Genomic DNA, 22,834 nt, shown 5'->3' with positions numbered 1-22,834 from the left:
CTTTTTTGCGTGCACGGCGAGTGGCGTCCCACCAATGCGACGTATCCGATATCGGTGTTGCGGCAAGCCTAGACCATCCCCCGCAATCGCCCAACGCCAGTCAGACGGTCGTGTCGAAGAGCCGCAGCAAACAATGGCAGCGAAGAGCGCAGCGGCCGCGCAATAGAAAGCGCCCACGTTCAGAACAGGAAATACCTTTGCGCCATCGGCAGCACCGTCGCTGGTTCACAGGTCAGTAACTCGCCATCGGCGCGGACCTCGTAGGTTTCGGGATCGACCTCGACATGCGGCGTCGCGTCATTGAGCACCATCGAGTGCTTGCCGATGCCGCCGCGGGTGTTCTCGACGGAGACGAACTGCTTGTCGACGCCAAGCCTGCCATGCAGCCCTGACTCGAGCGCTGCCTTGGAGACGAAGGTCACGGACGAATTGGTCCTGGCCTTGCCGTAGGCGCCGAACATCGGCCGGTAGTGCATCGGCTGCGGCGTCGGGATGGAGGCGTTGGGGTCTCCCATGGGGGCGGCAGCAATCATGCCGCCGATCAGCACCATATCGGGCTTGACGCCGAAGAAGGCCGGGTTCCACAGCACCAGGTCGGCGCGCTTGCCGACCGCGATCGAGCCGATCTCCCTCGACAGCCCATGCGCGATGGCCGGGTTGATCGTGTATTTGGCAATGTAGCGGCGGACGCGGAAATTGTCGTTGTTGCCTGTTTCCTGCGGCAGCGCGCCGCGCTGGCGCTTCATCTTGTCGGCCGTCTGCCAGGTGCGGATCGCCACTTCGCCGACGCGGCCCATCGCCTGGGAATCCGAGGAGATGATCGAGAACGCGCCGATGTCGTGCAATATGTCTTCCGCCGCAATGGTCTCCTTGCGGATGCGGCTTTCGGCAAAGGCGATGTCCTCGGGGATCGACGGGGACAGATGGTGGCACACCATCAGCATGTCCAGATGCTCGGACAGCGTATTGACCGTGTAAGGCCGGGTCGGGTTGGTCGAGGACGGAATGACGTTGGGCAGTCCGCAGACCTTGATGATGTCGGGGGCATGGCCGCCACCGGCGCCCTCGGTGTGGAACGCATGAATGGTACGGCCCTTGATCGCCGCGACCGTGTTTTCGACAAAACCGGACTCGTTGAGCGTATCGGTGTGGATCATCACCTGCACGTCGTATTCGTCGGCGACCGACAGGCAGCAGTCGATGGCCGCCGGCGTCGTGCCCCAGTCCTCGTGCAGTTTCAGCGAGCAGGCACCGCCCAGCACCATTTCCTCGAGCGCGGCCGGAAGTGAGGCGTTGCCCTTGCCTGACAGGCCGATATTCATCGGGAAGGCGTCGAAGGACTGGATCATGCGCGCCATATGCCACGGCCCGGGCGTGCAGGTGGTGGCGAGCGTGCCATGCGCCGGCCCGGTGCCGCCGCCCAGCATGGTGGTGATGCCCGACATAAGCGCTTCCTCGATCTGCTGCGGGCAGATGAAATGGATATGCGCGTCGAAGCCGCCGGCGGTCAGAATCTTGCCTTCGCCGGCGATGATCTCCGTGCCGGGGCCGATAATGATGGTGACGCCGTCCTGCGTGTCGGGATTGCCGGCCTTGCCGATCGCGGCGATGCGCCCGTCCCTGAGCCCGATATCGGCCTTGAAGATGCCCGCGCTGGCATCGACCACCAGCGCATTGGTGATGACGGTGTCTACCGCGCCTTCAGCGCGCGACACCTGGCTCTGACCCATGCCGTCGCGGATGACCTTGCCGCCGCCGAACTTCACCTCCTCACCATGGACGGTGAGGTCCTTCTCGACTTCGATGAACAGCTCGGTATCGGCCAGCCGCACCCTGTCGCCGACCGTCGGACCATACATCTGCGCGTAGGCGGCGCGGGTAATCCTGGCCATCAGAGCTTTCCCATAACCTGCTGCCGGAATCCGTAGACCTCGCGCTTGCCGCCCAGCGGCACCAGCGTCACGTCACGCTCCTGTCCCGGTTCGAAGCGCGTGGCGGTTCCGGCGGCGATGTCGAGCCGCATGCCGCGTGAGCGCTCGCGGTCGAATTTCAGCCCCTCATTGGTCTCGAAGAAATGATAGTGGCTGCCGACCTGGATCGGCCGGTCGCCGCTGTTGGCCACTTTTAACGTGACGGTCGGCAGGCCCTTGTTCAGCTCGATGTCGCCGTCGGCGGTTATGACTTCGCCCGGAATCATCATGCCCTCACAGAACGCCAAGGACGAGGCCGGCGCCGACCGCCGCACAGGCCGCGCCCGCGGCGCGGGCGAAGCCGCGAAACCGCGTGCCAAGCCCGAGGCCCGCAGCGATGCCGGTCGCATGCAGCAGCGCCGTCACCATTGCGAAGCCGGCCATGTATTCGAGCCCGCCGGCATTCTCGGGCACTTCGGTCCCGTGAGCATGGCCGTGGAACAGAGCGAACAGTGCGATGGTGGCGACACCCACCGAGACGGGCAGATCGACCGCGAGCGCCACCAGCAGCCCGAGCGCCACCACCGAAGCCAGTATGCCCGGCTCGACAAACGGCAGTTGCACCTGCGCCATGGCGAGGGCGGCGCCGGCCAGCAATACGCCGACGAAAGCCGCGGGCCATGCCCATATCGCCTTGCCGCCCTTGAGCGCCGCCCACAGGCCGACGGCGAGCATCACGGTTATATGGTCGAGGCCCGACAGCGGGTGCATGAAACCGGCCGCGAAGGAGGACGTGGCGCCGATGCCGACATGGGCATAGGCCGGCACGGAAGCGGCCATCAGCAGGATCGCCGAGAGGTACAGGCGTTTGACGGACATCATTTATTTGCCTTTCGTTCGCGGGTCATGATGTTAGGCGGCCTTGCGGGCGGGGCCGCAGCCTTCAGCTTTGAGAACGCGCAAAGTCGAGGCAGGATGTTTCTTCAGCATCGCCGCCGGCCGGATGGGCCGCGCCGAGAAATTGCCGCCGCAATTGGGGCAGACGCCGCCCAGTATGTTTTCGGCGCAATTGGTGCAGAAGGTGCACTCGAAGGTACAGATCAATGCGTCCTTCGCGTCCGGCGGCAAGTCCTTGTCGCAGCATTCGCAGTTTGGGCGCAGCTCCAGCATCGTTCCTGTCCTTCCGCTCACCGGATCGGTTCGTGCACGGTCACCAGCTTGGTGCCATCCGGAAAGGTCGCCTCGACCTGCACGTCATGGATCATCTCGGCTATGCCCTCCATCACCTGCGAGCGGGTAACGACATGGGCGCCGGCCTCCATCAGCTCGGCGACCGGGCGGCCGTCGCGGGCGCCCTCGACAACGAAGTCGGTGATCAGTGCGACGGCTTCCGGATGATTGAGCTTGACGCCGCGTTCGAGCCGCTTGCGCGCCACGACGGCCGCCATGGCGATCAGCAGCTTGTCTTTTTCCCTCGGCGTCAGGTTCATGCGTGTTCCCGGACTTGCGTGGATAGAGTCACAGTGACCATAATTTGGGCAGCCCCGCCCTACCGTTGAGCAGTTCTACGAGGGGAACCAACCGCTGGCGCAACTGGTAGCCATCCCCGGCATGAAGCCTCGCAAGAAGCTTGCCAGATTTCTTCACGCTCCAGAAGCTTGCGCTCCCTTCGCCGCCGACGATTTCCAGCGCCGGACCGAGCAGAGATTCCGCCCTTGGCGACACCAGCAACACCGTCGCGATGGCGATAGCGCCGTCGGCGACAGCCGGGCGACCGAGCGCCGCCGCGATATCAGGCCCGATGCGGAAATCCTCGGCATGGATGAGCGAACCACCCTGACTAACGCGCCATCGGTCATGGAAAGTGCCCTGCGCGGCACGCTCGCCCATCGCCAGGCGGCCAAAGACGGTGGCTTCCAGCACCAGCGCCTCGGCGTCGGCGGCAAGGTCGACGTCGAGCGTGCGGGCAAAAGCCGCCCGGTCGAAGACGATGGTTTCCTGCGGAAGCCAGGCGACCCGGCCATTTTCGCCGACGCTCAGCCTAACCCGAACCTCGGCTCGGTCCGAGGCGGCACGATAGACTTTCTCGCAGGCCTGGGTCGTGATGGACGCCGACCCTGCCGCTTCGATCTCCACGCCCCATCCGAGACGGTCGCCGCCGGTCATGCCACCGGCGGTGTTGATCAGCACCGCTTCGAGCGGATCGCCTGAAACAGCCGGCATCCTGATCTTGGCGGCGCCGTCCTGGTAGAGCCGGCGCAGGCGCGTGCGGCCGTCGCCGACGGCGCAGGAAAGCCGCGCCGTGCCAGCGACGCGTTGCGTCGAAATCGCCCCATGCAGGATCGTATTCATGCCTCGCACGTTAAGCACTCCGGCGGCTTTGTCGATATGCGGCCTCAACTAGCTTGTTGCTTGACAAGGTCTGGGTTTCTATAGAGGGAAACACCTTGGTACGGTCATGCGGCGCTTGGCGGGTGCGGAGCGACGCCGGCGGGTTGATACCAGGAGAAAAAAAGACGCTGCTCAGTTGGCGTCGGGAAACGCGACAGTGGGGACTACCGAATGGCCGACCAGCTGGCAACGGATATCATCGCCAAGATCAAGGCTCATGCCGAGCCGGGTGGCGAGGAAATCACCGCTAACACCGAGCTGACCTCGCTTGGTATTCATTCGCTCGAGCTGACCGAGATCATTTTCGATCTCGAGGAAGAGTATGGCATCGAGATCGAGATGAACACGGTCGATGCCTGGAGCAATTTGAAGAATGTCGGCGACATGGTCGAAGCAGTTCGCGCTCTGATCGCGAAAAAAGCCTGAACTGAATGCGCACACGTGTCGTCATCACGGGCATGGGCGGCATTTGCGGCCTCGGCGCCGACGCGGCCGCCATCTGGAACGAGATGCGCGCCGGCCGTTCGGCGATCGGGGCCATAAGCAGCCCGCAGCTGCATGATTTGAAGGTCAAGGTCGGCTGCGAGATCAAGACGCTTCCCGATCACGGCATAGACCGCAAGCAGCTCGTATCGATGGACCGTTTCAGCCTGCTGGCCGTGATCGCGGCACGAGAGGCGCTGCAGCAGTCCGGCTTGGTTTCCGATGACGCCACCACCTACCGGATGGGCACCGTCGTCGGCGTCGGTGTCTGCGGCTGGGAAGCGATCGAAGAGAATTATCGCGCCATCCTGCTCGAGGGCAGGAATCGCGCCGGCATCTTCACCGTGCCGAAGGTGATGCCGAGCGCGGCGTCCGGCCAGGTCAGCATGAATCTCGGCCTGCGCGGCCCCGTCTTCGGCGTCACCTCCGCCTGCTCATCGTCCAACCATGCCATCGCATCGGCAGTCGACCAGATTAGGCTCGGCCGCGCCGATGTCATGGTCGCCGGGGGCACCGATGCGCCGCTGGTCTGGGGTATCTTGAAAGGTTGGGAAGCGTTGCGGGTGCTGGCGCCCGATACCTGCCGGCCATTCTCGGCGGATCGTCAGGGCCTGTCGCTCGGCGAGGGGGCCGGCATGGCCGTGCTGGAAAGCTACGAGCATGCCATGGCGCGGGGCGCCACCATCCTGGCCGAAGTTGCCGGCGCCGGTCTCTCCGCCGACGCCTCCGACATCGTGGCGCCGACCATCGAAGGACCGACCGCCGCAATGCGCGCCTGTCTGGCAGACGCCGGGCTCAATCCCGAGGATGTCGACTATCTCAATGCCCACGGCACCGGAACCAAGGCCAACGACCAGATCGAGACGGCGGCGATCAAGCGGGTCTTCGGCGACGCCGCCTACAAGCTGTCGGTATCGTCGACCAAGTCGATGCATGCCCACTGCCTCGGCGCATCGGGCGCGCTCGAAATGATCGCCTGCGTCAATGCCATCCGCGAGGGAATTGTGCCGCCGACCGCCAATTTCCGTGAAGCCGACCCGGAATGCGACCTCGATGTAACGCCGAATGTGGCGCGCGAACGCAAGGTGCGCGCCGCGATCAGCAACGGCTTCGCCTTCGGCGGCACCAACGCGGTGCTGGCCTTCAAGGCCGTTTGAGCGGTTAACGCTGGCATTGCTGCGGGAAAATTCGTGCCGGACAAAAACTCTAGCGCGTATTGATCATCAGCTGCGGCGTCCTACGTCTGGCTCACCAGCCGGGTCCCGCCCTACGGCGTCAATCCCCGCATTCAGGAGTTCCCATGGCCGACCTTTCCGCCTTTCCGATCGCAACGCGCTGGCCGGCCAGCCATCCCGACCGGATCCAGCTCTATTCCGCGCCGACGCCGAACGGCGTGAAAGTGTCCATCGCGTTGGAAGAACTCGGCCTGCCTTACGAGCCGCATCTGGTCAACATCGGCAAGGATGAAAGCTGGACGCCGGAATTCCTGTCGCTCAATCCCAATGGCAAGATCCCGGCCATCATCGACCCGAATGGTCCCGGCGGCAAACCAATCGGTCTGTTCGAATCCGGCGCCATTCTGCTTTATCTCGCCGAGAAGACCGGTCTTCTCATCCCGGTGGACGCGGCGCGGCGCTATGAGACCATCCAATGGGTCTTTTTTCAGATGGCCGCGGTCGGTCCGATGTTCGGCCAGCTCGGCTTTTTCCACAAATTCGCCGGCCGCGAGATCGCCGACAAGCGTCCGCTGGAGCGCTACCGCGATGAATCGCGGCGGTTGCTCGGCGTCCTCAACGGCAGATTGAAAGGCCGCAAATGGATCATGGGGAACGATTACACCATAGCCGATATCTCGCTCGTCGGCTGGGTGCGTAACCTGATCGGCTTCTATGACGCGCGTGAACTGGTCGGCTTCGACCAGTTCGCCAATGTCGTCGCATGGCTGGATCGAAGCCTGGCTAGGCCGGCCGTGCAAGAAGGCCTGACCATTCCGGCCAAGCCCTGACTTGAGCTCCCCGGGAAACCCGAGGGATGACGGCTGATGTCGGAAACTACTTGGCCGCCGCCTTCGCCTTGGCTTTCGAACCCTCGCCCCTGCCGATCATGGACGCTGCGAGCGAAGCGGTGCCCTTTGCCGCGACGACCACCGCGCCTGCGGCGACGTTGGCGGCGGCCTTGACCGTGCGCATTGCGCTGCCGGAGATCGAGTCATCCGTGTTTGCCGGCCTCTTGGCCCTTGCCGCCTTGGGCGCCGCCTTGGCGGCGACCGGAATCACTTTCTTCGGCGCTGCCTTGCCGAAGGCCGGCTTGGCCTCCTTGGAGCGTTCGGCGACGGCTGCGCCCGCGTCCGCGCCTGTCTTGGCGGCGGCCTTCGGCTGAGCGGACCTGGATTGAGTAGCCTTGGACTGGTTGGCCTTGGGCTGGGTTGCCTTGGCCCGACCGGGCGCGACTGTCTTTGCCTTGGTTGCCATTGGAAGAGATCCTCTCTGGCGCAATTCGCAATATGCCCACTAACGGCCTGAAAGTCTTAAGGTTCCCCTCGATGGCGGCGCGGATCAGGCCGGTGGTCGAATACGGGGTCAGCACGGCCGGCCGTATACCAGATCGGCGGGCCGGCGACGGGCGAGCACTCGATCGATATTTGGCATGTCGTTGGAGGCGATCCAGGCCCGTGCGTCCTCGTCCGAGCGGCCGTGGCCGTGCCAGCGCTCCAGCAGCCGTCGTTTGAGCTCATCGCGCGGCACGTCGACAAAGATCGTGAAGTCGAACAGCGGCGCCAGCCGCGACCATGGTTCCTCGTCGAGCAGCAGGTAATTGCCTTCCACCAGGATGAACTTGGTGTCGGCGCCGACGATCGAGGCGGCCGCGCGCGACAGCTCCATGCTGCGGTCGAAGACCGGAATGGCAATATCGGGCTCTCCGGCACGGATGCGCTTCAGCAGCGTTTCGAAGCCGGCGAAGTCGAAGGTTTCCGGTGCTCCCTTGCGCGCGCGCAGCCCGCGCCGTTCGAGCACGATGTCGTCGAAGTGGAAGCCGTCCATCGGCACCACTTCCGCGGCACCGTCCGGCAGCAAATCATGCAGGCCCGCCGACAGCGTCGATTTGCCGGCCCCCGGCGGACCGGCGATGGCGACGGTGAATCGCGGCGCCTTGCCGGCGCGCTTGAAGATGGTGGCGGCGAGGTGGGCTAGTTCGGACATGGGAGCCTCCCTTGGTTGGTCGGCATGATGTTTCGCTCACATCTTGGCTGCAATGCGCCGAAATTTCAAACCGTGCCCACCCCGCTCACGAGGCCGTGCGCGGCCCTATCCGCAGGAAATCGCTATCGAAGGGAACCTCCCATGACGAGGCGCCGGCCAGCCGCATGCGGCCACCCTCTGTGGTGACCTGCCGCGGCGGTTCGCCACCGGACAGCTTCATGGCGCCGATGACATGGCGGAAGGAGACGTCTTGGCCCCCGCCCAGCGTGAACGCGGTCGCCACGCCTTCGCGTTTCAACCAATTGTCGCCAACCGAGGCGGCATGGCCGATGGCGGCGCGGCCGTCCTCGATGCCGAGCACGCCGAGATGGCGTCCGCTCCAGGGCGCGTAATCGCGCCCGCCATTGCTGAGCCAGAGCATGGTGACCGGCAGCTCGGCTGGGTTCTTCAGCACCAGCACCAGGTCGTCTTCGGCCGTGCGTGCCAACGCCGTCCAGCCTGGCCCGCCATGATCGGCCTCGACCAGGGTCACGAAATCCTCGCGGCGGTCCTCCATCCTGTATTCGGTGAGGTCGAGCGTGCCGCCGCCGGTGGCTGGGAAATGGCCGAGATCTGCAGAGCGCGCCGGATAGGCCAGCTTGAAGCGGCCCCGCGCCGGATCCGGCTCGAGCGGCTCGTCCAGCGTTGCGGCGAACCGCTTCGGTGAAAAGGCCAGCCTGCCGCCACCCTTCATCGCGACCATCGGGTGGTGGGCGACCGAGATAGCGCCCTGGCCGCCGGCGAACACATGTTCCTGGTAGAGGAAGGGGTGGTCGTCGCGCAGCGTCAGGATCTTGTCGACCGTCGCGCCCATCACCTTGTGGCGCAGGCGATAGAGCGCGCGCCAGCCATCCGAGGTGGCGCCGCTCTCGACGATATCCCACGCACTGTTGGCCGGCCAGCCATGCAGCGGCGCCTCCTCGACATCGCTGCGCGAGAACGGCGCGCAGAGGAAGTCGCCCGACAGCCGCACCGTGCCCTCGGGCAGATCCTTCGGCAGCGTGTCGCGCGGCTCGTCGATCCAGGGCGCGCGATGCAGCGGCCGCAGCTGGCGTCCGCCGCTGTCGACGACCATGTCGGCGAGATGGCCGACCGTGAGGTCGAGCGAAACCGAAATGCCCTTGGCTTTGATGGTGCTGATGGTCATGGCGCTCTCACTGTTTGTGGAGACGCAAGCAGAACCCTGTCGGCGCCGCTTGTGCAAGCGCCGCGACCAGCATTTCGCATCAGCTCTTTGCAAGCTGCGATTTGCCAGGCCCCAACAAGGGGCTGGACAATCCCCCACAATCCCTTTGTATGGGCGCCATTAACCAAATGGACGCGGCAATCGGGTTACGTTAGCTTCGCCTCATCTCAGCAACAGCTTGACCTGACAGACTTGCCCTTGCCCAATTCGCGTTCTTTGCCGCTCATCCAGAGAGTTCTCGCAGCCCTTGGCCTGTTGCTGCTGGTCGCCGGCTGCACGACAGCCATGCCGCCGCCCGAAACCGTGCTGGCGGTGCCGGCGCCGCAGCAGAAATACGCTGCCCTCGTCATCGACGCCAGGACCGGCAAGCAGCTCTTCGAGGTCAACTCCACCGCGCAGCGCTATCCCGCGTCGCTGACCAAAATGATGACGCTTTATCTCCTGTTCGAGGCCCTGGAATCCGGCCGCATCAGCAAGGAAACGCAGATACCGGTTTCGGACCATGCCGCCTCGCAGCCGCCCACCAAGATGCGCTTCCGGCGCGGCGAGACCATTGATGTCGATTCGGCTATCCGCGCCATCGTCGTCAAATCGGCCAATGACGTCGCGGTGGCGGTGGGCGAGTATCTCGGCGGCTCGGAGGAGCAGTTCGCCGCGCAGATGACCGCCAAGGCGCGCCAGCTCGGCATGACCGGGACCGTGTTTCGCAACGCCTCGGGCCTGCCCGACGACGACCAGCACACGACCGCGCGCGACATGGCGGTGCTCGGCATGGCGCTGCGCCAGCGCTTCCCGCAGCACTTCCATTATTTCTCCGAAAGCGACTTCATGTTCCGCGGCAGGCTGGTGCGCGGCCACAACGACATGCTGGGCCGCGTGCGCGGCGTCGACGGTATCAAGACCGGCTATATCAGGGCCTCCGGCTTCAACATCGTCACCTCCTACAATGCCGACGGCCGCCAGCTCGTCGTGGTTGTGATGGGCGCCGACAGCGCCCGCCAGCGCAACGACCATGTCGAGGCGCTGATCCAGCGCAGCCTGTCGCCTCAAATGGCCGACAGCAAGACAAGGCTGATGTACGCCGATCAGCAATAGGCGGGTCTCCCTCACTTCGTCATCCAGGCTCGCCGCGACGGAGCTGCGCTACTGCCGCGCCCGTGGATGACGATCTCGGGACGCCTCTCAATCAAAGTCCTACATCCGCGAAAGACTAGCAGCCGGCTATTGTCTTGCCATTGTCACGCAATCGTGCGGAAGACATGGCATAGGCTGCGAAATCCGGCAGTGGCTAGGCCTCGCCTCCGCGGCGTATTCTCGAACCGGAAGCCCCGACAGAAGGAGCCACCACAATGAGCACCATCCCCAAGGCGCCCGAGCAGGCCGAGGACCACCAGAACGACAGCGGCGGCGAATATTTCGAGGCGCCGACCACGGGCGAGGCCGAGCCCGACCCTGCGTCGGACGAGCATCTCGAAACCCCCGACGTGCCGGATTCGGAGCCATCGGCCCCGGGCGCCTCACGCGGCAAGCCGAAGAAGAAGCCGTCGGCGATCTCAGGCCGCAAATACCGCAAGCGCGATCTCGTGCGCATCGACACGCTGCGTCCGAGCCTCGCCGACCGCATCCGCGCCGACCATCCGGACCTGCCGCCTGGCGCCCGCATCACCCGAGCAGAGCTCGGCCGCTACCGCATGCGCTACATGGAGGAACTGCTGCAGCAGGAGCACGGCGAATTCTCCGAGCTCGACCGCCAAGTGGTGGAATCAATCGCCAGGCAGGACACGATTTCCGAAAACTCGGAGGAAGAGTTCGAGGAGCACCGCACCTTCGCCGATCGCGTCTCCGACAACATGGCGGCCTTCGGCGGCAGCTGGTGGTTCCTGATCTCCTTCGCCAGCGTGTTGCTGGTGTGGATCGGCATCAATTTGATCGCCGGCATGGGCGCTGCCTTCGATCCCTATCCTTTCATCCTGCTCAATCTGCTGCTCTCCTGCATCGCCGCCGTGCAGGCGCCGATCATCATGATGAGCCAGAGGCGGCAGGAATCGAAAGACCGCCTGCGCTCCTTCAACGACTACCGCGTCAACCTCAAGGCCGAACTCGAAGTGCGCCATCTGCACGAAAAGCTCGACTACCTCATCTCGCGCCAATGGACGCGCCTGGCCGAAATGCAGCAGATGCAGCTCGACGCCATGCACGAACTGACCGACGCCCGTAAACCGAAGCGCGCGCCGAGACGCAGGCGGGCGGTGAAGAGCGAAACGGGGGAATGACCCTCGCGCAGCCAATCGCCAATTGCCCGTTGAAGCCCGCGCCTGCTTCCGCTAAGAAGCCGTGACCTGCCGGTTCGCCGGCCGGTCGGTTTTCCGGTCACCGGGAAGCACCCGTAGCTCAGCTGGATAGAGCGCTGCCCTCCGAAGGCGGTAGTCAAGTCCAGAGAAGGCTGAAGGTGTTGGGAAAAGGTACTGATTTAACAATGGCTTGAGCGAATATCGGGTTTGCTCTTCAAGAAGCCAAAAAACTCGCGTAAGCATGACGTAAGCATCTCGCGAACGGTATGCACCCGTAGCTCAGCTGGATAGAGCGCCGCCCTCCGAAGGCGGAGGCCAGAGGTTCGAATCCTCTCGGGTGCGCCATTTTCCCCATAAAAATCAAAGTATTATCAGTTCCCTCTTTTAAGAGATGTTGCTTACGCGGCGCATTCACGTAAGCGGCGGCGCTGATTTTTCTTTCTATAACAATATCTTGACTCTGATTCTGCGTTGCTGCGATCTGAGGTAAGACCGTATCCGCTCTTGAGGGTTAAAGGCGGCCGGCTGAGGACTGGAAAAGAGGATTCTTCGCGGCGTGATTTTCGTCGACCGCAAAGCTGTGACCAAAAGAGTGGTCAGCTGATCATAATCTGCAAAAGTCTCGGCCTTTTGTGACGCTCAGATGCGATCTGAAAACCGATCATAAGCATCGATCCGCCGAACCGGGGGATCGACCTCATACCGATAGATCTCCGTTCTCAAGAACCGTAGTTCGGCCTCGCACTGAGCCTCGGGAACGTCAATATACCAGGCGCGCGGCTGCGGGCCGGGATCGCCGTTCCAGCGGTACCCCCGCGCTTTAAGGACATCCTTGAGGTCAAAGGGCGCGTTCTCCGCCCAGATTCGCCAAGAAACGGCACGAGCGCCGTCCAGGAGACGGCTGAGACCTGTAGCGCCAGATCGGGGCAGCCACATCGCCAGCAACTCGACCGTAGCAAGACAGTCGTGCATCGCGCGGTGGCGGTCGTAGAAGAAGCCGGCGGCCTGAGCGAGATAGGCGAGTTTCGTGCCCTCGAACCCCTCTGCTGCCCAATCGATCTGGCTGAGCGAGCATGCCCACGGCTTCGTCAAGAACACGTCGCTGAATCGTTCGAGGAAGCGGCGGTCGAACGCCGCGTTGTGCGCGATGACGAGCGAAGCCGGCGCTGCGAATGTGGCTACCGCTGCGGGATCAATAATCTGGCCGGCCACCATCTCGTTGGTGATGCCGGTGATCGCGGTGATTTCCGGGGCGATAGGCTTGCTCGGCTGACGCAGCCCTTGGAAGCTGTCACCCGCGCTGAAAATGGTGCCATCCAAGCCGTAGTTGAATGGTGTCATGGCGAGTTCGATGATCTCGTCGCGCTGATAGTCGAGCCCCGTGGTCTCCACATCGACCACCAGGCCAAGGCGCAGCGGCGTGCCTGGCGGAGGAACGATGCGAGGGCGCGGTTTGAGACGCCGGACGACCCGGTAGTCTCCCGTGGCCTCCAGCGTCTGCGCCAGGGCCTCCAGATGGTCAGAAGATGTCATCGTCTGACGCTTCGTTTACTGCCATCGGCTCCCCTCCAGCGGTATCGGCCGGAGCGAGTCGAATGTCGGCGGCTCGACCTTCTTCGTGGAACCACAAATCGACCACGGCGGTATCGTCGCTGCGCGGCCGCGGTGATGCCTCCCGCACCTTGAATGTCGTCGGGAGATTGACCGATGTTCCGAACACCAGCGCGTGCTGCCGAGGCAATGACGGCAACCGCTTCAAGACCGAATCCGAGATGAACGGCGTCATCTGCCGAATCTGAGAAAGATCGTCGGGGTTCTGGATGCGGTGAACCAGAAAATTGGAGCACTGGCTGAGAACCGTCTTGGACAGTTCACTCGGGCGTTGCGATGCCAAGAGCACGAACATGCCGTACTTGCGCCCTTCCTTGGCGATGCGCTCGAATATCTTGGTTGCGTCGATGGAAAACCGGGAGGGCGTAGAGGCGACATACCTGTGAGCCTCTTCGAGGAGCAGGTGTATCGGGAAGCGGTTTCTTGGTTCCGCACGGCGAAGGAACCGAAAAAGCATGCGCGCGACGACCGCACTGACCAACTCAACGATCTCATCTTCGACGGAATTCAGGTCGATAATGATGACCTGATTGCGTTTGGTGAACGCTTCGCCAGCAGCCCTTTCCAGACCGACGATGTTGGTCAAGAATTCCAGATCGCTTACAGCGGCGCCAACGTCAGTTCCTTCGTGACGTAGAAAGGCATATTCGGTCCTCTCCTGGAGAGATCTGAGCCGCGTAACCATGGACGAGCAGTAATCTCGGATTTGGCGGTTGCCGTGGGCCTCCTCATAGAGGATCGCGAAGTCGAGACACTCGTGCAGCTCATCAAAAGAAAATGGGGTCCGATTGTAGGCTGGTAAGGGCGCATCCTCCCTGAGCTTTTTCCTTACTTCGTTCAGAAACGCCGATTGATTGTTCCCAGAAAAATTTCCGTACTGAAAATTCGGACTGAAGCGGTTCAACAACGCCATATTCAGGTCGTTCGTCGGATATTTCTGAAGAAGGGAGACGACGCGCTGAAACTTCGACACTGGGGAGTCGCCATCCGCACCTCGAAAGCACTCGATGATGCAAGTGGCGACAAAGTGCTCGCGCAGAGCCAGAGCGTCTGGCGTGTTGGCATGAAAGAGACTTGTCAGACCTAACGCCGTCCGAAGGACCGGCAGTTGCGTTCGCTCGCTCGCCTGCAAAAGCAGTTCCCACTCTGCCATTTCCAGGAACCAATGCGGCATCCGAAAGCCAGCAGTCGTCCCATCAAGGATTACGCGATGGACGCCGATGCCGCCGTCTTTTGCCAAAGGAGAAAGCGCCTCGTGATACTCGCCATTCACGTCGAAGACGATAAACGTCGCTCCGCGAGCGTGATGTTCGTCCGGCTTGCTGAAAAGGGACTGCAAGACCGAGGCGACCGTGCAGGATTTACCGCTGCCGGTATTGCCTAGGACGGCGACATGACCGCCGAAGAACTCGTTCAGACGAACTTTGACGTCGTAGTCCTCGAACACCACCGACTTGCCGATCGGCAGAACCCGATAGCGCGTGGCCCCTTCGGGTTGGCAGGCGCCGCCATCCGGGCCGACTGACGGCTCGACGGTGGCCTCGGTCTCAAAGATGCGATCGAGCTCGCCATCCAGCGCATAGAGTGCGTCCGCATACAGAGACGGGAAAACCGACACACCGAAGCGAAACGCGCCGCCGCGCATCGGCAACATGCCGACGGGCACCACGTCCAGATACTTCGAGGAGCCGGCCCGGTCGAAATCGCCCCGCTCGGAAGGCGTGCTCGCGTCGCGCTCACGCAGGCCGACAACCTCGACCACGACATATTCCGACTGCGACGGAATCATCAGGAATGATCCCAGTCGCGCCACATAATGCACGTCGTCGAAGCCGACGACCGTGAAGTTGTCGGTGCCGACGTGCATCTCGACGACAAAGCGGTCGGCAGCGACCGAGACCACCTTGCCGATCGCCCGCTTGCGATCGTCGTGGCTCATGCCTCGCCATCCTTCGTCTCGTCGTCCCTTTTCGGCGCCAGCTCCGACAACACCTTGCGGACGGCATCATCAATCCTGTCGCTGGGGCGCTGGGGCATGAAATGCTCGACGATCATGTCGAAGTAGTGCGCCCTCGTCCCCTCGGCAGGGCCATTGCCTCCAATGATCCAAATGCGCGGATCGCGCAGCGCCCGCAGCTTGGCGATCTCTCCCTCCGTGTCGGGCGCCGCAAAGATCACCAAGCGGAAGGTCGGGATCGTCAGAGCCTGATAGATGATGTTGTTCAGGTGCTCGTCGCCGAAGGCGTAGCCCGCCGTGATAAGAACGCTCTGCTCGCGCACGATCCGGGACTGAAATTCCCGGAACAGGTCCGCGTAAGGCGAGCCGAGCGAAGAGTTCTGCTTCGCCGGCGTCGGATAGATCAGCATCTGGTTCGTGGACTGCGGCGGCCAGACCTCCTTGATCGGGAACAGGCCATGATCGTCCTCGGTCCAAGTCACTGAACCATGCAATTTGCAGAGATAGACGAAGGCGTCGACAGCGGTCCACTTGCGGCTGGCGACGTCGAGCTGCTCGGCCAAGGCATAGCGGAAGGTCGCCGGGTTGAAGCGACGTTCAACTACACCGGAAAAGCCGTTGGCATAGGGAATGCCCAGGCGATCCATCGCCAATTCGCTGAAATGATCGTAGTTGGTCGTGAACACCCACGGCCGGGGCAAGGACCGATCTCGCAAGACCAGTTTCTTGTAAAACCGCTCGTAGAGGTCGCGCACGGTGGTGTCGCTCTCCGTGGCGAAGGCCCCTTGGGTAACACGAGTCCACAGGAAATCCTGAACCTTCTTGATGATGCCGTCGAGAACAGCGCGATAGGGGCGAAGATCGGGATTTTCGCTTTGGCGCAGCACGAACCGCTGCGCGAACAGCACCTCCATCAAGCGTTCCAGGTTACGGTTGTAATCCTTCGCCAGATCGATCCCGAGCGTATCGAGATAGTCGAGTTCGCGCTTGGTCAGCCGCCATGGCGCTGGGGCAGCGCCGGCTACCGGCGGATCGGCGTAGAATCCCGCCGCGCGCGCCTCAAGGGTTTCCCCGCAAAACTCCTTGGCCAGGGGCGCCATGGTCGCAATGCCAAGTTCCTTCTTGTCTTTCATCAGGGAGGAACAGCCAGCGCCGAGCAAAAACGCGATATTCTTGGCGTTCATGGCCTCGGAAATCGCCTTGCGGGCGCTCTCGATCCCCTTGTTCCAGTCCAGTTCAGATGGCTCGGCATCGCCGTCCCGCAGAAACTGGAATTTTCGCTCTTCTTCGACTTCGCTCATATACCCCCGGTCCTCCCAGTTTCTTACTTGGCTGCTCTGTTCGCGCGCGCGGCTATATCAGCGCACTGCGCCATGAGCGCTTCGAACGGCTCCTCGTCGTCGAAGAGCAGTCCATCCTCAACCATGCGGGCATAGTCATCCTCCAACGCCTTCGCGCCATCGCCGACCGGCACGAGTTGCAAGCCGCCGCTGACAGCCGCTGCATAGTCGATCGGCGTGCGGTCGGCGGCCTTCTCTGCGAAGAACATCGACTTGTGCCGAGCGACAGCGTTGGCCAGGTCGCGATCGGCAAAAGCGGCTTCCGCGAAGCCGGCTTCGTCCAGTCGGACAACATCGTGCCAATGTCGCGCGAAGCGGTCGCCGCGCAGCCGCTCCTGGAGGCAGAAGACGTGGATGGCGGTCGCCTTCTCCCAGAACGTCCGCTCCGCGTGCATGACGCGCGGCCGCGCCGTCGGGAAGAGCAGCCCCTCGATCAGGCCGGCCGCGTCGCAGACGACGTCGCGCAAGCTCGCGGGTTCGCCCGTCGAGCGCGCGCCGAACTCCAGCATGACGCTTGGAGCCACATAGCCGGACCCGGCTGCGGTCGCCTCATAGTCGATGAAGAGCTTCTCATCCTCGACGCGGACGGCCGCCGCCAGACCTTCGACGGCCAGTGCGGTCTCGATCACAGGCTGCACGGTTTCCGCGACCCATGCCGGTAACCGCCGACGGACCTCGCTGGACCAGCGCTTTTCCTCGCTTCGTGTCTTCGGCAGACCCTCGCCATTGTCCCCAACCAGATCGGGCGCAATCGCCCGAATGTCGTAGGTCAGATCCACGTCCTCCGAAAACCGGCGAATGACGTGATAGGCTTTCGACAGCGACGTGCCGCCCTTGAACACCAGATGCTCGCCGAGCGGTGCCGCGTAGAGGGTCGCCAGCGCCCACACCACCCACACATCCTTTTCGAGAAGATGGGTGGGGCGACCCGAACGGTCGGCAGCGACGCCCAGTGCATCACGCCGATCCCCGGCCGAAAGCTGAAGAAAGACGTCAGCCATAGGCCGCCTTTCCGACGCTCTGTGCGAGCCATGTCGGAAACTGCGGCGCGGCGGCGACCAGTTCGCCGAACACGCCGGGCGGCATCTTCCGTTTCAATGTCGTGAGCGCGGCCTCCGCCCTTTCGGGGCCGAGCCAAGCCAGCGCCCGCACGGCCTCCCCTGCGGGGCGGTTGGCCAGGGCCAGTTGCCAGCGCGGCGCGTGCCGCAATTCGACGACCTGCTTGCCGAGGTGCATCTTTCGGCTGCGCCCGGAGGTCAGATAGACCGAGCGGACGGGCACCTGCGTCGTCAAGCCAAGCGCGTTCGCTGCTGCGGCGCCGTTCGAGACGATGATCTCCCCCTTTTGGGTCGCAAGAGCCTCGACAGCCTGCTCGACCGACGGTGCGCGCGTGCCGAACCGGCTGGCGATGGGACGCAGATAGACGCCACGACCGGCGCGGATGAGCTGCCCCCGCTCCGACAGGCGCGACAATGCCTGATCCACGGCCGCACGGTTTCCGAGGTGGAGCAGGCCCTTGGCGGACACAGGGACGCCTTCGGGCAGTCCCGTCGCATGGGCCAGAATCTGTTCGGTCAGCCGTGTCATCGCCGTTCTCCTGTTGGAAACATACGCGAGTTTCTGACAGTTTTCAAGGAAGTCCGGATAGGGGAACGCCTTCCCCTGCGGCCGAGCCTTGGTCTCTGCCTACCCCTTCTGCGGGGAGATCCCCGCAACGCCCCCTTCAGAGTGAGAGTACGGACGGATTTTCCGTGACGGGTTAAGGGCTGGAGGAGAGGCTTCCGGCGCCCGTCGCGGAGATCATCCCGATGGCCAGACAGGGTCGTAACCTCGCGGAAGGTGGCGCGCGCAGCAACCTTTACGACGACATCACCAACAAGATCATCGCCGAGCTGGAGCAAGGGCGGTTGCCATGGGTCCAGCCTTGGGGTGCGTCGCCTGATACCGCCCCGCTGGGCCTGCCGAGAAATGCTTCAACCGGCCGGTCCTATTCCGGCATCAATATTCTCATCCTCTGGGGCGCTGTCATCCAGCATGGTTTCCCCGCTCAGGCGTGGCTGACGTTCCGCCAGGCGCTTTCGCTTGGCGGCAATGTCAGGAAGGGCGAGCGTGGCACGACTGTCGTTTATGCCGACCGTTTCACCCCCGAGGACGAGAAGCGCCGTGCCCGCGAGACGGGTGAGGATGCGCATGCCATTCCGTTCCTGAAGCGGTTCACGGTCTTTAACGCCGCGCAATGCGATGGCCTACCCGATGAGATCACGGCAGTCGCGCCGCCACCGCCGCCGGGCCTTATCGAACCTCGGGTCGAGGCGCTGATCCGGGCCACCGGCATCGACTTCCGCATTGGCGGCAATCGCGCCTTCTACATGCCGTCGCTCGACTATGTGCAGGTGCCGCCTCCGCAAGCCTATTTCGAGCCTATCAACTGGCACCGCACAGCCCTGCACGAGCTGGGTCACGCCAGCGGCCATCACAGCCGCCTCAACCGCGATCTGACCGGCTCGTTCGGTTCGAAGAAATACGCCTTCGAGGAAATGATTGCCGAACAGACCGCGGCCTTCAGTTGCGCCGCGCTCGGGATCATGCCGACCGTCCGCCATGCCGATTACATCGGGTCGTGGCTGGAGGTCATGCGCGAGGATTCCCGCGCGATTGTCCGCGCGGCCTCGCAGGCCAGCAAGGCGGCGGACTGGCTGCTGTCGCATCTGCTTGCCGAAGACACCGTGGAGCCGGATGCCAGCGTAACCGACCGGAGGGCTGCGGCATGATCCTCCTGACAGGCGCACAGCACGACCGCCTGCTGGCCAATGGTCGCCAGCGCGATCAAGATCACATCCCGGTCGTTAAGTTCTTCAATCCCCTCGGTGAAGGCGTCTGGCTTGCTACCGAGCTGGATGAGGATGGCGACATCATGTTCGGCCTGGCGGATCTCGGCCATCCCGAACTGGGTTCGTGGAGCCTTGGCGAGATGCAGTCAGTCCGGCTGCCCTTCGGCATGGGCATCGAGCGCGATCTGCTGTTCACCGGCGATTTCCCGATCTCGGTCTGGGCCGAGGCCGCCCATCAGACCGGCAGCATCCGCGCCGCCGAGCGTCTGCTCTACCGCGTCGGCGCGGGCCTTTCCCCTACATCCGCCGATACGGAAAACCAAAGTGCCTGATTTCCGGGTTTCAGGTTCTGCGGCTGGCGTCGCTCTCTTCAGAGGAAGAGGGCGGCGCTTCGCTTCGTGACGGGCTGATAGCCGGAGAGAGAGGCTCACCGGCGTCCGTCATGGAGTCACTGACATGGCCACTGCCGTTCAGAAGATCACCCTGTCGTCCTCGCGCGACATTCCCTTCAACAAGCTGGTGCTGAGCCAGTCCAACGTCCGGCGCGTCAAGGCCGGGATCTCGGTCGAGGAACTGGCCGAGTCCATCGCCCGTCGCGGCCTGATCCAGTCCCTGCATGTCCGCCCGGTCGTGGATGCTGAGGGCAAGGAAACCGGCATGTTCGAGGTGCCCGCCGGCGGTCGCCGTTTCCGGGCGCTGGAGCTGCTGGTCAAGCAAAAGCGCCTCGCCAAAATCGCGCCGGTCCCCTGCGTCGTGTCGGAGGCCAGCGCCGATGTGCTGATCGATGAGGTTTCGCTCGCCGAGAATATCGAGCGCGCACCGCTGCATCCGCTCGACCAGTTCCGCGCCTTCCAGGCCATGCGCGAAAAGGGCATGACCGAGGAAGCCATCGCCGCCGCCTTCTTCGTGGATGCCAAGGTGGTGAAACAGCGCCTGCGTCTGGTTTCCGTCTCACCGGCCTTGCTCGACGTCTATGCTGAGGACGGCATGACGCTGGAACAGCTCATGGCCTTCAGCGTCAGTTCTGACCATGCCCGTCAGGAGCAGGTCTGGGAAGCGATCAAGGATGGCTGGCAGAAAGAACCCTACCACATCCGCCGCCTGCTGACCGAAACCACGGTCCGCGCCGCCGACAAACGAGCGGTGTTCGTTGGTATCGATGCCTATGAAGAGGCTGGAGGCTGCGTGCTGCGTGATCTCTTTCAGCAGGACGATGGTGGCTGGCTGCAAGATCCGGTGCTGCTCGACCGGTTGGTGGGCGAAAAACTCAAGGCCGAGGCCGAAGCCATCGCCGCCGAGGGCTGGAAATGGATCGAGGTCGCCATCACCTTTCCCTATGGTCACGACCATGGCCTGCGCCAGATTGTCGGCACGACGGTCGATCTGACCGAAGATGAACGCGCCACCCGCGAGGCATTGCGCGACGAATATGAGCGGCTTGAAGCGGAATATGGCGAGGCCGACGAACTGCCGGACGAGATCGACGCCCGCCTCGGTGAGATCGAACAGGCGCTGGAAACCTTCGAGCGCCGTCCGATGACCTTCGAGCCGGACCAGATCAGCATGGCGGGTGTCTTCATCAGCATCGACGCCGATGGCGCATTGCTGATCGAGCGCGGCTATGTTCGCGCCGAGGATGAAACGCCTGCGGAACCGGAAGCTGAAATCGTTGACCCGGAAACCGGCGAGGTGATCCAGCGGGCAGAACCGGAGGTAAGCCGCATGGGTGCAGTTATCACGCTGGGCGGCCAGACGGTCGAAACTGAGGAGGAAGACGAGGCCGACACCATCAAGCCGCTGCCCGATCGCCTGGTCAGCGAGCTGACCGCGCATCGGACGCTGGCGCTGCGGGATGCGGTGGCAGTAAACCCGCATGTCGCTATGACGGCACTGCTGCACAGGCTGGTCATGGATTGCTTCATGCCGCATTCCAGCAAGGGATGCCTCGAAGCCCAGGTCCGGGAGGTTCATCTGCCCGCTCAGGCCGAGGATCTGCGCGATAGCGCCTCCGCCAAGTCGATCGCAGACCGGCACGAACGCTGGGGCGATCATGTCCCAGCAGACGATGCCGCCCTCTGGGATTGGCTGACTGATCTGGATGATGGTTCGCGCATGGACCTGCTCGCCCATTGCGTCAGTTTCGGTGTCAACGCGCTCTATGAAAAGCCTAACCCCTACAGCGGCATGGGCGTCAGCCAGCACGGACTGGACATCCGCCTGTCGCAGGCTGACCGGCTGGCCCGTTCGACCGGCCTCGATATGGTGGCCGTGGGCTGGCGGCCGACGGTTGGCAATTATCTTGGCCGCGTGACCAAGCCGCGTATCCTTGAAGCCGTGCGCGAAGGGGCCGGAGACCGGGCCGCCGATCTGATCGGGCACCTGAAGAAGGGCGACATGGCGAAGGAGGCCGAACGCCTGCTGGCCGAAACCGGCTGGCTGCCCGAGCCGCTGCGCATGGTGGATGACGGTATCGAAGTCGATCCGGCATCGGGCGCTGCGGCGGAAGCCGACGATTTGCCCGATTTCCTTTCCGGCGATGGCGAGGACGACCCGGCTGACGACGAGGAAGAACAGCATATGGTCGCTGCTGAATAGCACTCATGCGGGGCGGCTTCGGTCGCCTCGTTCCAACCGCTCCGTTTCCGTAACTCGCCTGGTCCTCGTGATCGGGCTTTTTCTTTGGAGAGCCGCCATGCCGATCAGTATCGACATCGATGAAATCTTTGCCCAGGATCGGGAAAACCGTCCGATGGAGCGTACACTGCCCTGGGAAGAAACCCGCGACGGCATTACCGTCGTCGTGGAACCCAAACCCCATTGGGCCGAAGACATGCGGGTGTTCCGGCTCGATGCCCGTGAGTATTGCCGCTACGCCGAGTGGACCGCTCATGGTGCTCGTGCCCGTTTCTTCAGTCATATCGATACCTCGGACGATGATCTGATAATGAAGGCGCGCGCGATGATAGCCCGCGAAATTGCCGATGGGCTTTGGAGCTGAAGACCCAATCGCAGTGTGTCGGGCCGTGAGGATGGGAGGACTGCACCGGACGGGTCCAATCCGGCTTCACCATGCAATCCGCCATTCCCATCAGGACAAGCGGCAGCCATCTCTGGCCTGAAGGGAACACGATCCTGATGCCAGCATGATGGCAAGGCTGGCGCGGCAGAGCATCTGCGACGGGTACCCGGCATCCTGTCAGATGCGAAAAACCACCCCCGCTTCCATTCGCAAACCTTGGTCCGATCCGTCTCTTTGACATTCAACCCCAAAGGGGTCGGCTTACGCGCGCGTGCCGCCCTCGGGGATTCGGAAAAAGTCCGAACGCCCTCGGGTGATTGCAGATCCGGTCAGACACTTCGGGCGCCTGTCGCGCGGGGGATGGTCCCCCGCCTCCAAACACAGGAGCCGGAACCCATGTCCTATGCAGATGCCACTGCCTTCGCCGCCAGCCTTGCCGCCACGCTGATGGTTTCGATCGTCGTGTTCCAGGCCGGAGACGGCACCCACGCCGCTTGCCCCGCCGCCGAGTTCGACGGCGATGACGACATGGTGAAGCTGGAGTTGGACCCGTGGGAATAAGGCGCGAAAGCGCCT

24 protein-coding genes and 1 tRNA gene are annotated in these 22,834 nt (G+C 63.3%); 11 read left to right on the top strand and 14 right to left on the bottom strand.

Annotated features, from left to right (window positions below; translation table 11 throughout):
* Positions 1-179: 179 nt before the first annotated feature.
* From ureC to LB513_RS23035, 6 genes are read right to left on the bottom strand one after another with little or no spacing between them, the layout of a single operon-like run.
* Entirely contained in the window at positions 180-1,892 is a 1,713-nt protein-coding gene (gene ureC, locus LB513_RS23060; RefSeq protein WP_411962736.1) for an urease subunit alpha, read from the bottom strand.
* On the bottom strand, positions 1,892-2,197 hold the full coding sequence (locus tag LB513_RS23055; protein WP_224665795.1) for an urease subunit beta: 306 nt from the start codon (positions 2,195-2,197) through the stop codon (positions 1,892-1,894). Before LB513_RS23055 ends, ureC begins: the two co-directional genes overlap by 1 nt.
* Positions 2,198-2,204: 7 nt before the next feature.
* A complete protein-coding gene (locus tag LB513_RS23050) occupies positions 2,205-2,792 on the bottom strand; it encodes a HupE/UreJ family protein (protein ID WP_224665783.1) in 588 nt (195 codons plus the stop codon).
* Positions 2,793-2,822: 30 nt separating this feature from the next.
* The gene (locus tag LB513_RS23045) at positions 2,823-3,080 is read right to left on the bottom strand and encodes a DUF1272 domain-containing protein (RefSeq protein ID WP_224665782.1); all 258 of its coding nucleotides are present in this window, start codon (positions 3,078-3,080) and stop codon (positions 2,823-2,825) included.
* Positions 3,081-3,097: 17 nt separating this feature from the next.
* Positions 3,098-3,400: an urease subunit gamma gene (locus LB513_RS23040; RefSeq protein ID WP_224665781.1), complete on the bottom strand. Its 303-nt coding sequence runs from the start codon at positions 3,398-3,400 to the stop codon at positions 3,098-3,100.
* Between the two features lie 28 nt (positions 3,401-3,428).
* Positions 3,429-4,262: an urease accessory protein UreD gene (locus LB513_RS23035; protein ID WP_224665780.1), complete on the bottom strand. Its 834-nt coding sequence runs from the start codon at positions 4,260-4,262 to the stop codon at positions 3,429-3,431.
* A 210-nt stretch (positions 4,263-4,472) separates the two neighbouring features.
* Between LB513_RS23035 and LB513_RS23030 the strand changes: the two genes are divergently transcribed.
* From LB513_RS23030 to LB513_RS23020, 3 genes are all read left to right on the top strand, one after another.
* Positions 4,473-4,727 carry an acyl carrier protein gene (locus LB513_RS23030; protein WP_224665779.1) on the top strand — a complete coding sequence of 85 codons (255 nt, stop codon included), beginning with the start codon at positions 4,473-4,475 and terminating at the stop codon, positions 4,725-4,727.
* A gap of 5 nt (positions 4,728-4,732) precedes the next feature.
* Positions 4,733-5,941: a beta-ketoacyl-[acyl-carrier-protein] synthase family protein gene (locus LB513_RS23025; protein WP_224665778.1), complete on the top strand. Its 1,209-nt coding sequence runs from the start codon at positions 4,733-4,735 to the stop codon at positions 5,939-5,941.
* Between the two features lie 143 nt (positions 5,942-6,084).
* Positions 6,085-6,789, top strand: coding sequence for a glutathione S-transferase family protein (locus LB513_RS23020; protein WP_224665777.1), 705 nt, complete (start codon positions 6,085-6,087; stop codon positions 6,787-6,789).
* Between the two features lie 46 nt (positions 6,790-6,835).
* On the opposite strand, the gene LB513_RS23015 is transcribed toward LB513_RS23020, so the two are convergent.
* From LB513_RS23015 to LB513_RS23005, 3 genes are all read right to left on the bottom strand, one after another.
* Positions 6,836-7,255, bottom strand: a complete 420-nt coding sequence (locus LB513_RS23015; protein ID WP_224665776.1) for a hypothetical protein — start codon at positions 7,253-7,255, stop codon at positions 6,836-6,838.
* Positions 7,256-7,363: 108 nt separating this feature from the next.
* Positions 7,364-7,984: a nucleoside triphosphate hydrolase gene (locus LB513_RS23010; RefSeq protein WP_224665775.1), complete on the bottom strand. Its 621-nt coding sequence runs from the start codon at positions 7,982-7,984 to the stop codon at positions 7,364-7,366.
* 85 nt (positions 7,985-8,069) lie between these two features.
* Positions 8,070-9,170 carry a hypothetical protein gene (locus LB513_RS23005; protein WP_224665774.1) on the bottom strand — a complete coding sequence of 367 codons (1,101 nt, stop codon included), beginning with the start codon at positions 9,168-9,170 and terminating at the stop codon, positions 8,070-8,072.
* A 237-nt stretch (positions 9,171-9,407) separates the two neighbouring features.
* Here LB513_RS23005 and LB513_RS23000 point away from each other — a divergent pair, with 237 nt between their 5' ends.
* The 3 genes from LB513_RS23000 (at position 9,408) to LB513_RS22990 (ending at position 11,845) form a co-directional block, all read left to right on the top strand.
* Positions 9,408-10,304, top strand: a complete 897-nt coding sequence (locus LB513_RS23000; protein ID WP_224665773.1) for a D-alanyl-D-alanine carboxypeptidase family protein — start codon at positions 9,408-9,410, stop codon at positions 10,302-10,304.
* A 254-nt stretch (positions 10,305-10,558) separates the two neighbouring features.
* On the top strand, positions 10,559-11,482 hold the full coding sequence (locus LB513_RS22995; RefSeq protein WP_224665772.1) for a DUF1003 domain-containing protein: 924 nt from the start codon (positions 10,559-10,561) through the stop codon (positions 11,480-11,482).
* A gap of 286 nt (positions 11,483-11,768) precedes the next feature.
* Positions 11,769-11,845 (top strand) — tRNA-Arg (locus LB513_RS22990).
* A 294-nt stretch (positions 11,846-12,139) separates the two neighbouring features.
* Here the strand turns inward: LB513_RS22990 and LB513_RS22985 are convergent.
* From LB513_RS22985 to LB513_RS22965, 5 genes are read right to left on the bottom strand one after another with little or no spacing between them, the layout of a single operon-like run.
* Positions 12,140-13,033, bottom strand: a complete 894-nt coding sequence (locus tag LB513_RS22985) for a 3'-5' exonuclease (RefSeq protein WP_092957917.1) — start codon at positions 13,031-13,033, stop codon at positions 12,140-12,142.
* The gene (locus LB513_RS22980) at positions 13,020-15,050 is read right to left on the bottom strand and encodes an ATP-binding protein (RefSeq protein ID WP_092957920.1); all 2,031 of its coding nucleotides are present in this window, start codon (positions 15,048-15,050) and stop codon (positions 13,020-13,022) included. Before LB513_RS22980 ends, LB513_RS22985 begins: the two co-directional genes overlap by 14 nt.
* The gene (locus tag LB513_RS22975) at positions 15,047-16,369 is read right to left on the bottom strand and encodes an SIR2 family protein (RefSeq protein WP_092957923.1); all 1,323 of its coding nucleotides are present in this window, start codon (positions 16,367-16,369) and stop codon (positions 15,047-15,049) included. The genes LB513_RS22980 and LB513_RS22975 overlap by 4 nt, the downstream gene beginning before the upstream one ends.
* Before the next feature lie 23 nt (positions 16,370-16,392).
* On the bottom strand, positions 16,393-17,409 hold the full coding sequence (locus LB513_RS22970; RefSeq protein WP_092957926.1) for a nucleotidyl transferase AbiEii/AbiGii toxin family protein: 1,017 nt from the start codon (positions 17,407-17,409) through the stop codon (positions 16,393-16,395).
* Complete coding sequence (locus LB513_RS22965; RefSeq protein ID WP_092957929.1) at positions 17,402-17,995, bottom strand: DUF6088 family protein; 594 nt, start codon at positions 17,993-17,995, stop codon at positions 17,402-17,404. Before LB513_RS22965 ends, LB513_RS22970 begins: the two co-directional genes overlap by 8 nt.
* Positions 17,996-18,216: 221 nt before the next feature.
* On the opposite strand from LB513_RS22965, the gene LB513_RS22960 reads away from it, so the two are divergent.
* From LB513_RS22960 to LB513_RS22940, 5 genes are all read left to right on the top strand, one after another.
* Positions 18,217-19,179: an ArdC family protein gene (locus LB513_RS22960; RefSeq protein ID WP_092957932.1), complete on the top strand. Its 963-nt coding sequence runs from the start codon at positions 18,217-18,219 to the stop codon at positions 19,177-19,179.
* The gene (locus LB513_RS22955) at positions 19,176-19,571 is read left to right on the top strand and encodes a DUF2958 domain-containing protein (protein WP_092957935.1); all 396 of its coding nucleotides are present in this window, start codon (positions 19,176-19,178) and stop codon (positions 19,569-19,571) included. The genes LB513_RS22960 and LB513_RS22955 overlap by 4 nt, the downstream gene beginning before the upstream one ends.
* Positions 19,572-19,695: 124 nt before the next feature.
* Positions 19,696-21,834, top strand: a complete 2,139-nt coding sequence (locus LB513_RS22950; RefSeq protein WP_092957938.1) for a ParB/RepB/Spo0J family partition protein — start codon at positions 19,696-19,698, stop codon at positions 21,832-21,834.
* Positions 21,835-21,931: 97 nt separating this feature from the next.
* Positions 21,932-22,237 carry a hypothetical protein gene (locus LB513_RS22945; RefSeq protein WP_092957941.1) on the top strand — a complete coding sequence of 102 codons (306 nt, stop codon included), beginning with the start codon at positions 21,932-21,934 and terminating at the stop codon, positions 22,235-22,237.
* Positions 22,238-22,654: 417 nt separating this feature from the next.
* On the top strand, positions 22,655-22,819 hold the full coding sequence (locus LB513_RS22940) for a hypothetical protein (protein WP_009450567.1): 165 nt from the start codon (positions 22,655-22,657) through the stop codon (positions 22,817-22,819).
* Positions 22,820-22,834 lie beyond the last annotated feature (15 nt).

Origin of the sequence: Mesorhizobium sp. ES1-1, from assembly GCF_020164785.1 — a bacterium.
Classification (GTDB): Bacteria; Pseudomonadota; Alphaproteobacteria; order Rhizobiales; family Rhizobiaceae; genus Mesorhizobium.
This window is presented reverse-complemented; position numbering and strand designations above follow the sequence as displayed.

Excerpts from the sequence above, each read along its gene's own strand:
- LB513_RS22985 (WP_092957917.1), bottom strand. The coding sequence starts at position 13,033 with ATGACATCTTCTGACCATCTGGAGGCCCTGGCGCAGACGCTGGAGGCC.
- LB513_RS22950 (WP_092957938.1), top strand. The coding sequence starts at position 19,696 with ATGGCCACTGCCGTTCAGAAGATCACCCTGTCGTCCTCGCGCGACATT.
- LB513_RS22980 (WP_092957920.1), bottom strand. The coding sequence starts at position 15,050 with ATGAGCCACGACGATCGCAAGCGGGCGATCGGCAAGGTGGTCTCGGTC.
- LB513_RS23030 (WP_224665779.1), top strand. The coding sequence starts at position 4,473 with ATGGCCGACCAGCTGGCAACGGATATCATCGCCAAGATCAAGGCTCAT.
- LB513_RS22995 (WP_224665772.1), top strand. The coding sequence starts at position 10,559 with ATGAGCACCATCCCCAAGGCGCCCGAGCAGGCCGAGGACCACCAGAAC.
- LB513_RS23005 (WP_224665774.1), bottom strand. The coding sequence starts at position 9,170 with ATGACCATCAGCACCATCAAAGCCAAGGGCATTTCGGTTTCGCTCGAC.
- LB513_RS22970 (WP_092957926.1), bottom strand. The coding sequence starts at position 17,409 with ATGGCTGACGTCTTTCTTCAGCTTTCGGCCGGGGATCGGCGTGATGCA.
- LB513_RS22955 (WP_092957935.1), top strand. The coding sequence starts at position 19,176 with ATGATCCTCCTGACAGGCGCACAGCACGACCGCCTGCTGGCCAATGGT.
- LB513_RS23045 (WP_224665782.1), bottom strand. The coding sequence starts at position 3,080 with ATGCTGGAGCTGCGCCCAAACTGCGAATGCTGCGACAAGGACTTGCCG.
- LB513_RS22975 (WP_092957923.1), bottom strand. The coding sequence starts at position 16,369 with ATGAGCGAAGTCGAAGAAGAGCGAAAATTCCAGTTTCTGCGGGACGGC.
- LB513_RS22945 (WP_092957941.1), top strand. The coding sequence starts at position 21,932 with ATGCCGATCAGTATCGACATCGATGAAATCTTTGCCCAGGATCGGGAA.
- LB513_RS23025 (WP_224665778.1), top strand. The coding sequence starts at position 4,733 with ATGCGCACACGTGTCGTCATCACGGGCATGGGCGGCATTTGCGGCCTC.
- LB513_RS23020 (WP_224665777.1), top strand. The coding sequence starts at position 6,085 with ATGGCCGACCTTTCCGCCTTTCCGATCGCAACGCGCTGGCCGGCCAGC.
- LB513_RS23010 (WP_224665775.1), bottom strand. The coding sequence starts at position 7,984 with ATGTCCGAACTAGCCCACCTCGCCGCCACCATCTTCAAGCGCGCCGGC.
- LB513_RS23035 (WP_224665780.1), bottom strand. The coding sequence starts at position 4,262 with ATGAATACGATCCTGCATGGGGCGATTTCGACGCAACGCGTCGCTGGC.
- LB513_RS22965 (WP_092957929.1), bottom strand. The coding sequence starts at position 17,995 with ATGACACGGCTGACCGAACAGATTCTGGCCCATGCGACGGGACTGCCC.
- LB513_RS22940 (WP_009450567.1), top strand. The coding sequence starts at position 22,655 with ATGTCCTATGCAGATGCCACTGCCTTCGCCGCCAGCCTTGCCGCCACG.
- LB513_RS23040 (WP_224665781.1), bottom strand. The coding sequence starts at position 3,400 with ATGAACCTGACGCCGAGGGAAAAAGACAAGCTGCTGATCGCCATGGCG.
- LB513_RS22960 (WP_092957932.1), top strand. The coding sequence starts at position 18,217 with ATGGCCAGACAGGGTCGTAACCTCGCGGAAGGTGGCGCGCGCAGCAAC.
- LB513_RS23015 (WP_224665776.1), bottom strand. The coding sequence starts at position 7,255 with ATGGCAACCAAGGCAAAGACAGTCGCGCCCGGTCGGGCCAAGGCAACC.
- LB513_RS23050 (WP_224665783.1), bottom strand. The coding sequence starts at position 2,792 with ATGATGTCCGTCAAACGCCTGTACCTCTCGGCGATCCTGCTGATGGCC.
- LB513_RS23055 (WP_224665795.1), bottom strand. The coding sequence starts at position 2,197 with ATGATTCCGGGCGAAGTCATAACCGCCGACGGCGACATCGAGCTGAAC.
- ureC (WP_411962736.1), bottom strand. The coding sequence starts at position 1,892 with ATGGCCAGGATTACCCGCGCCGCCTACGCGCAGATGTATGGTCCGACG.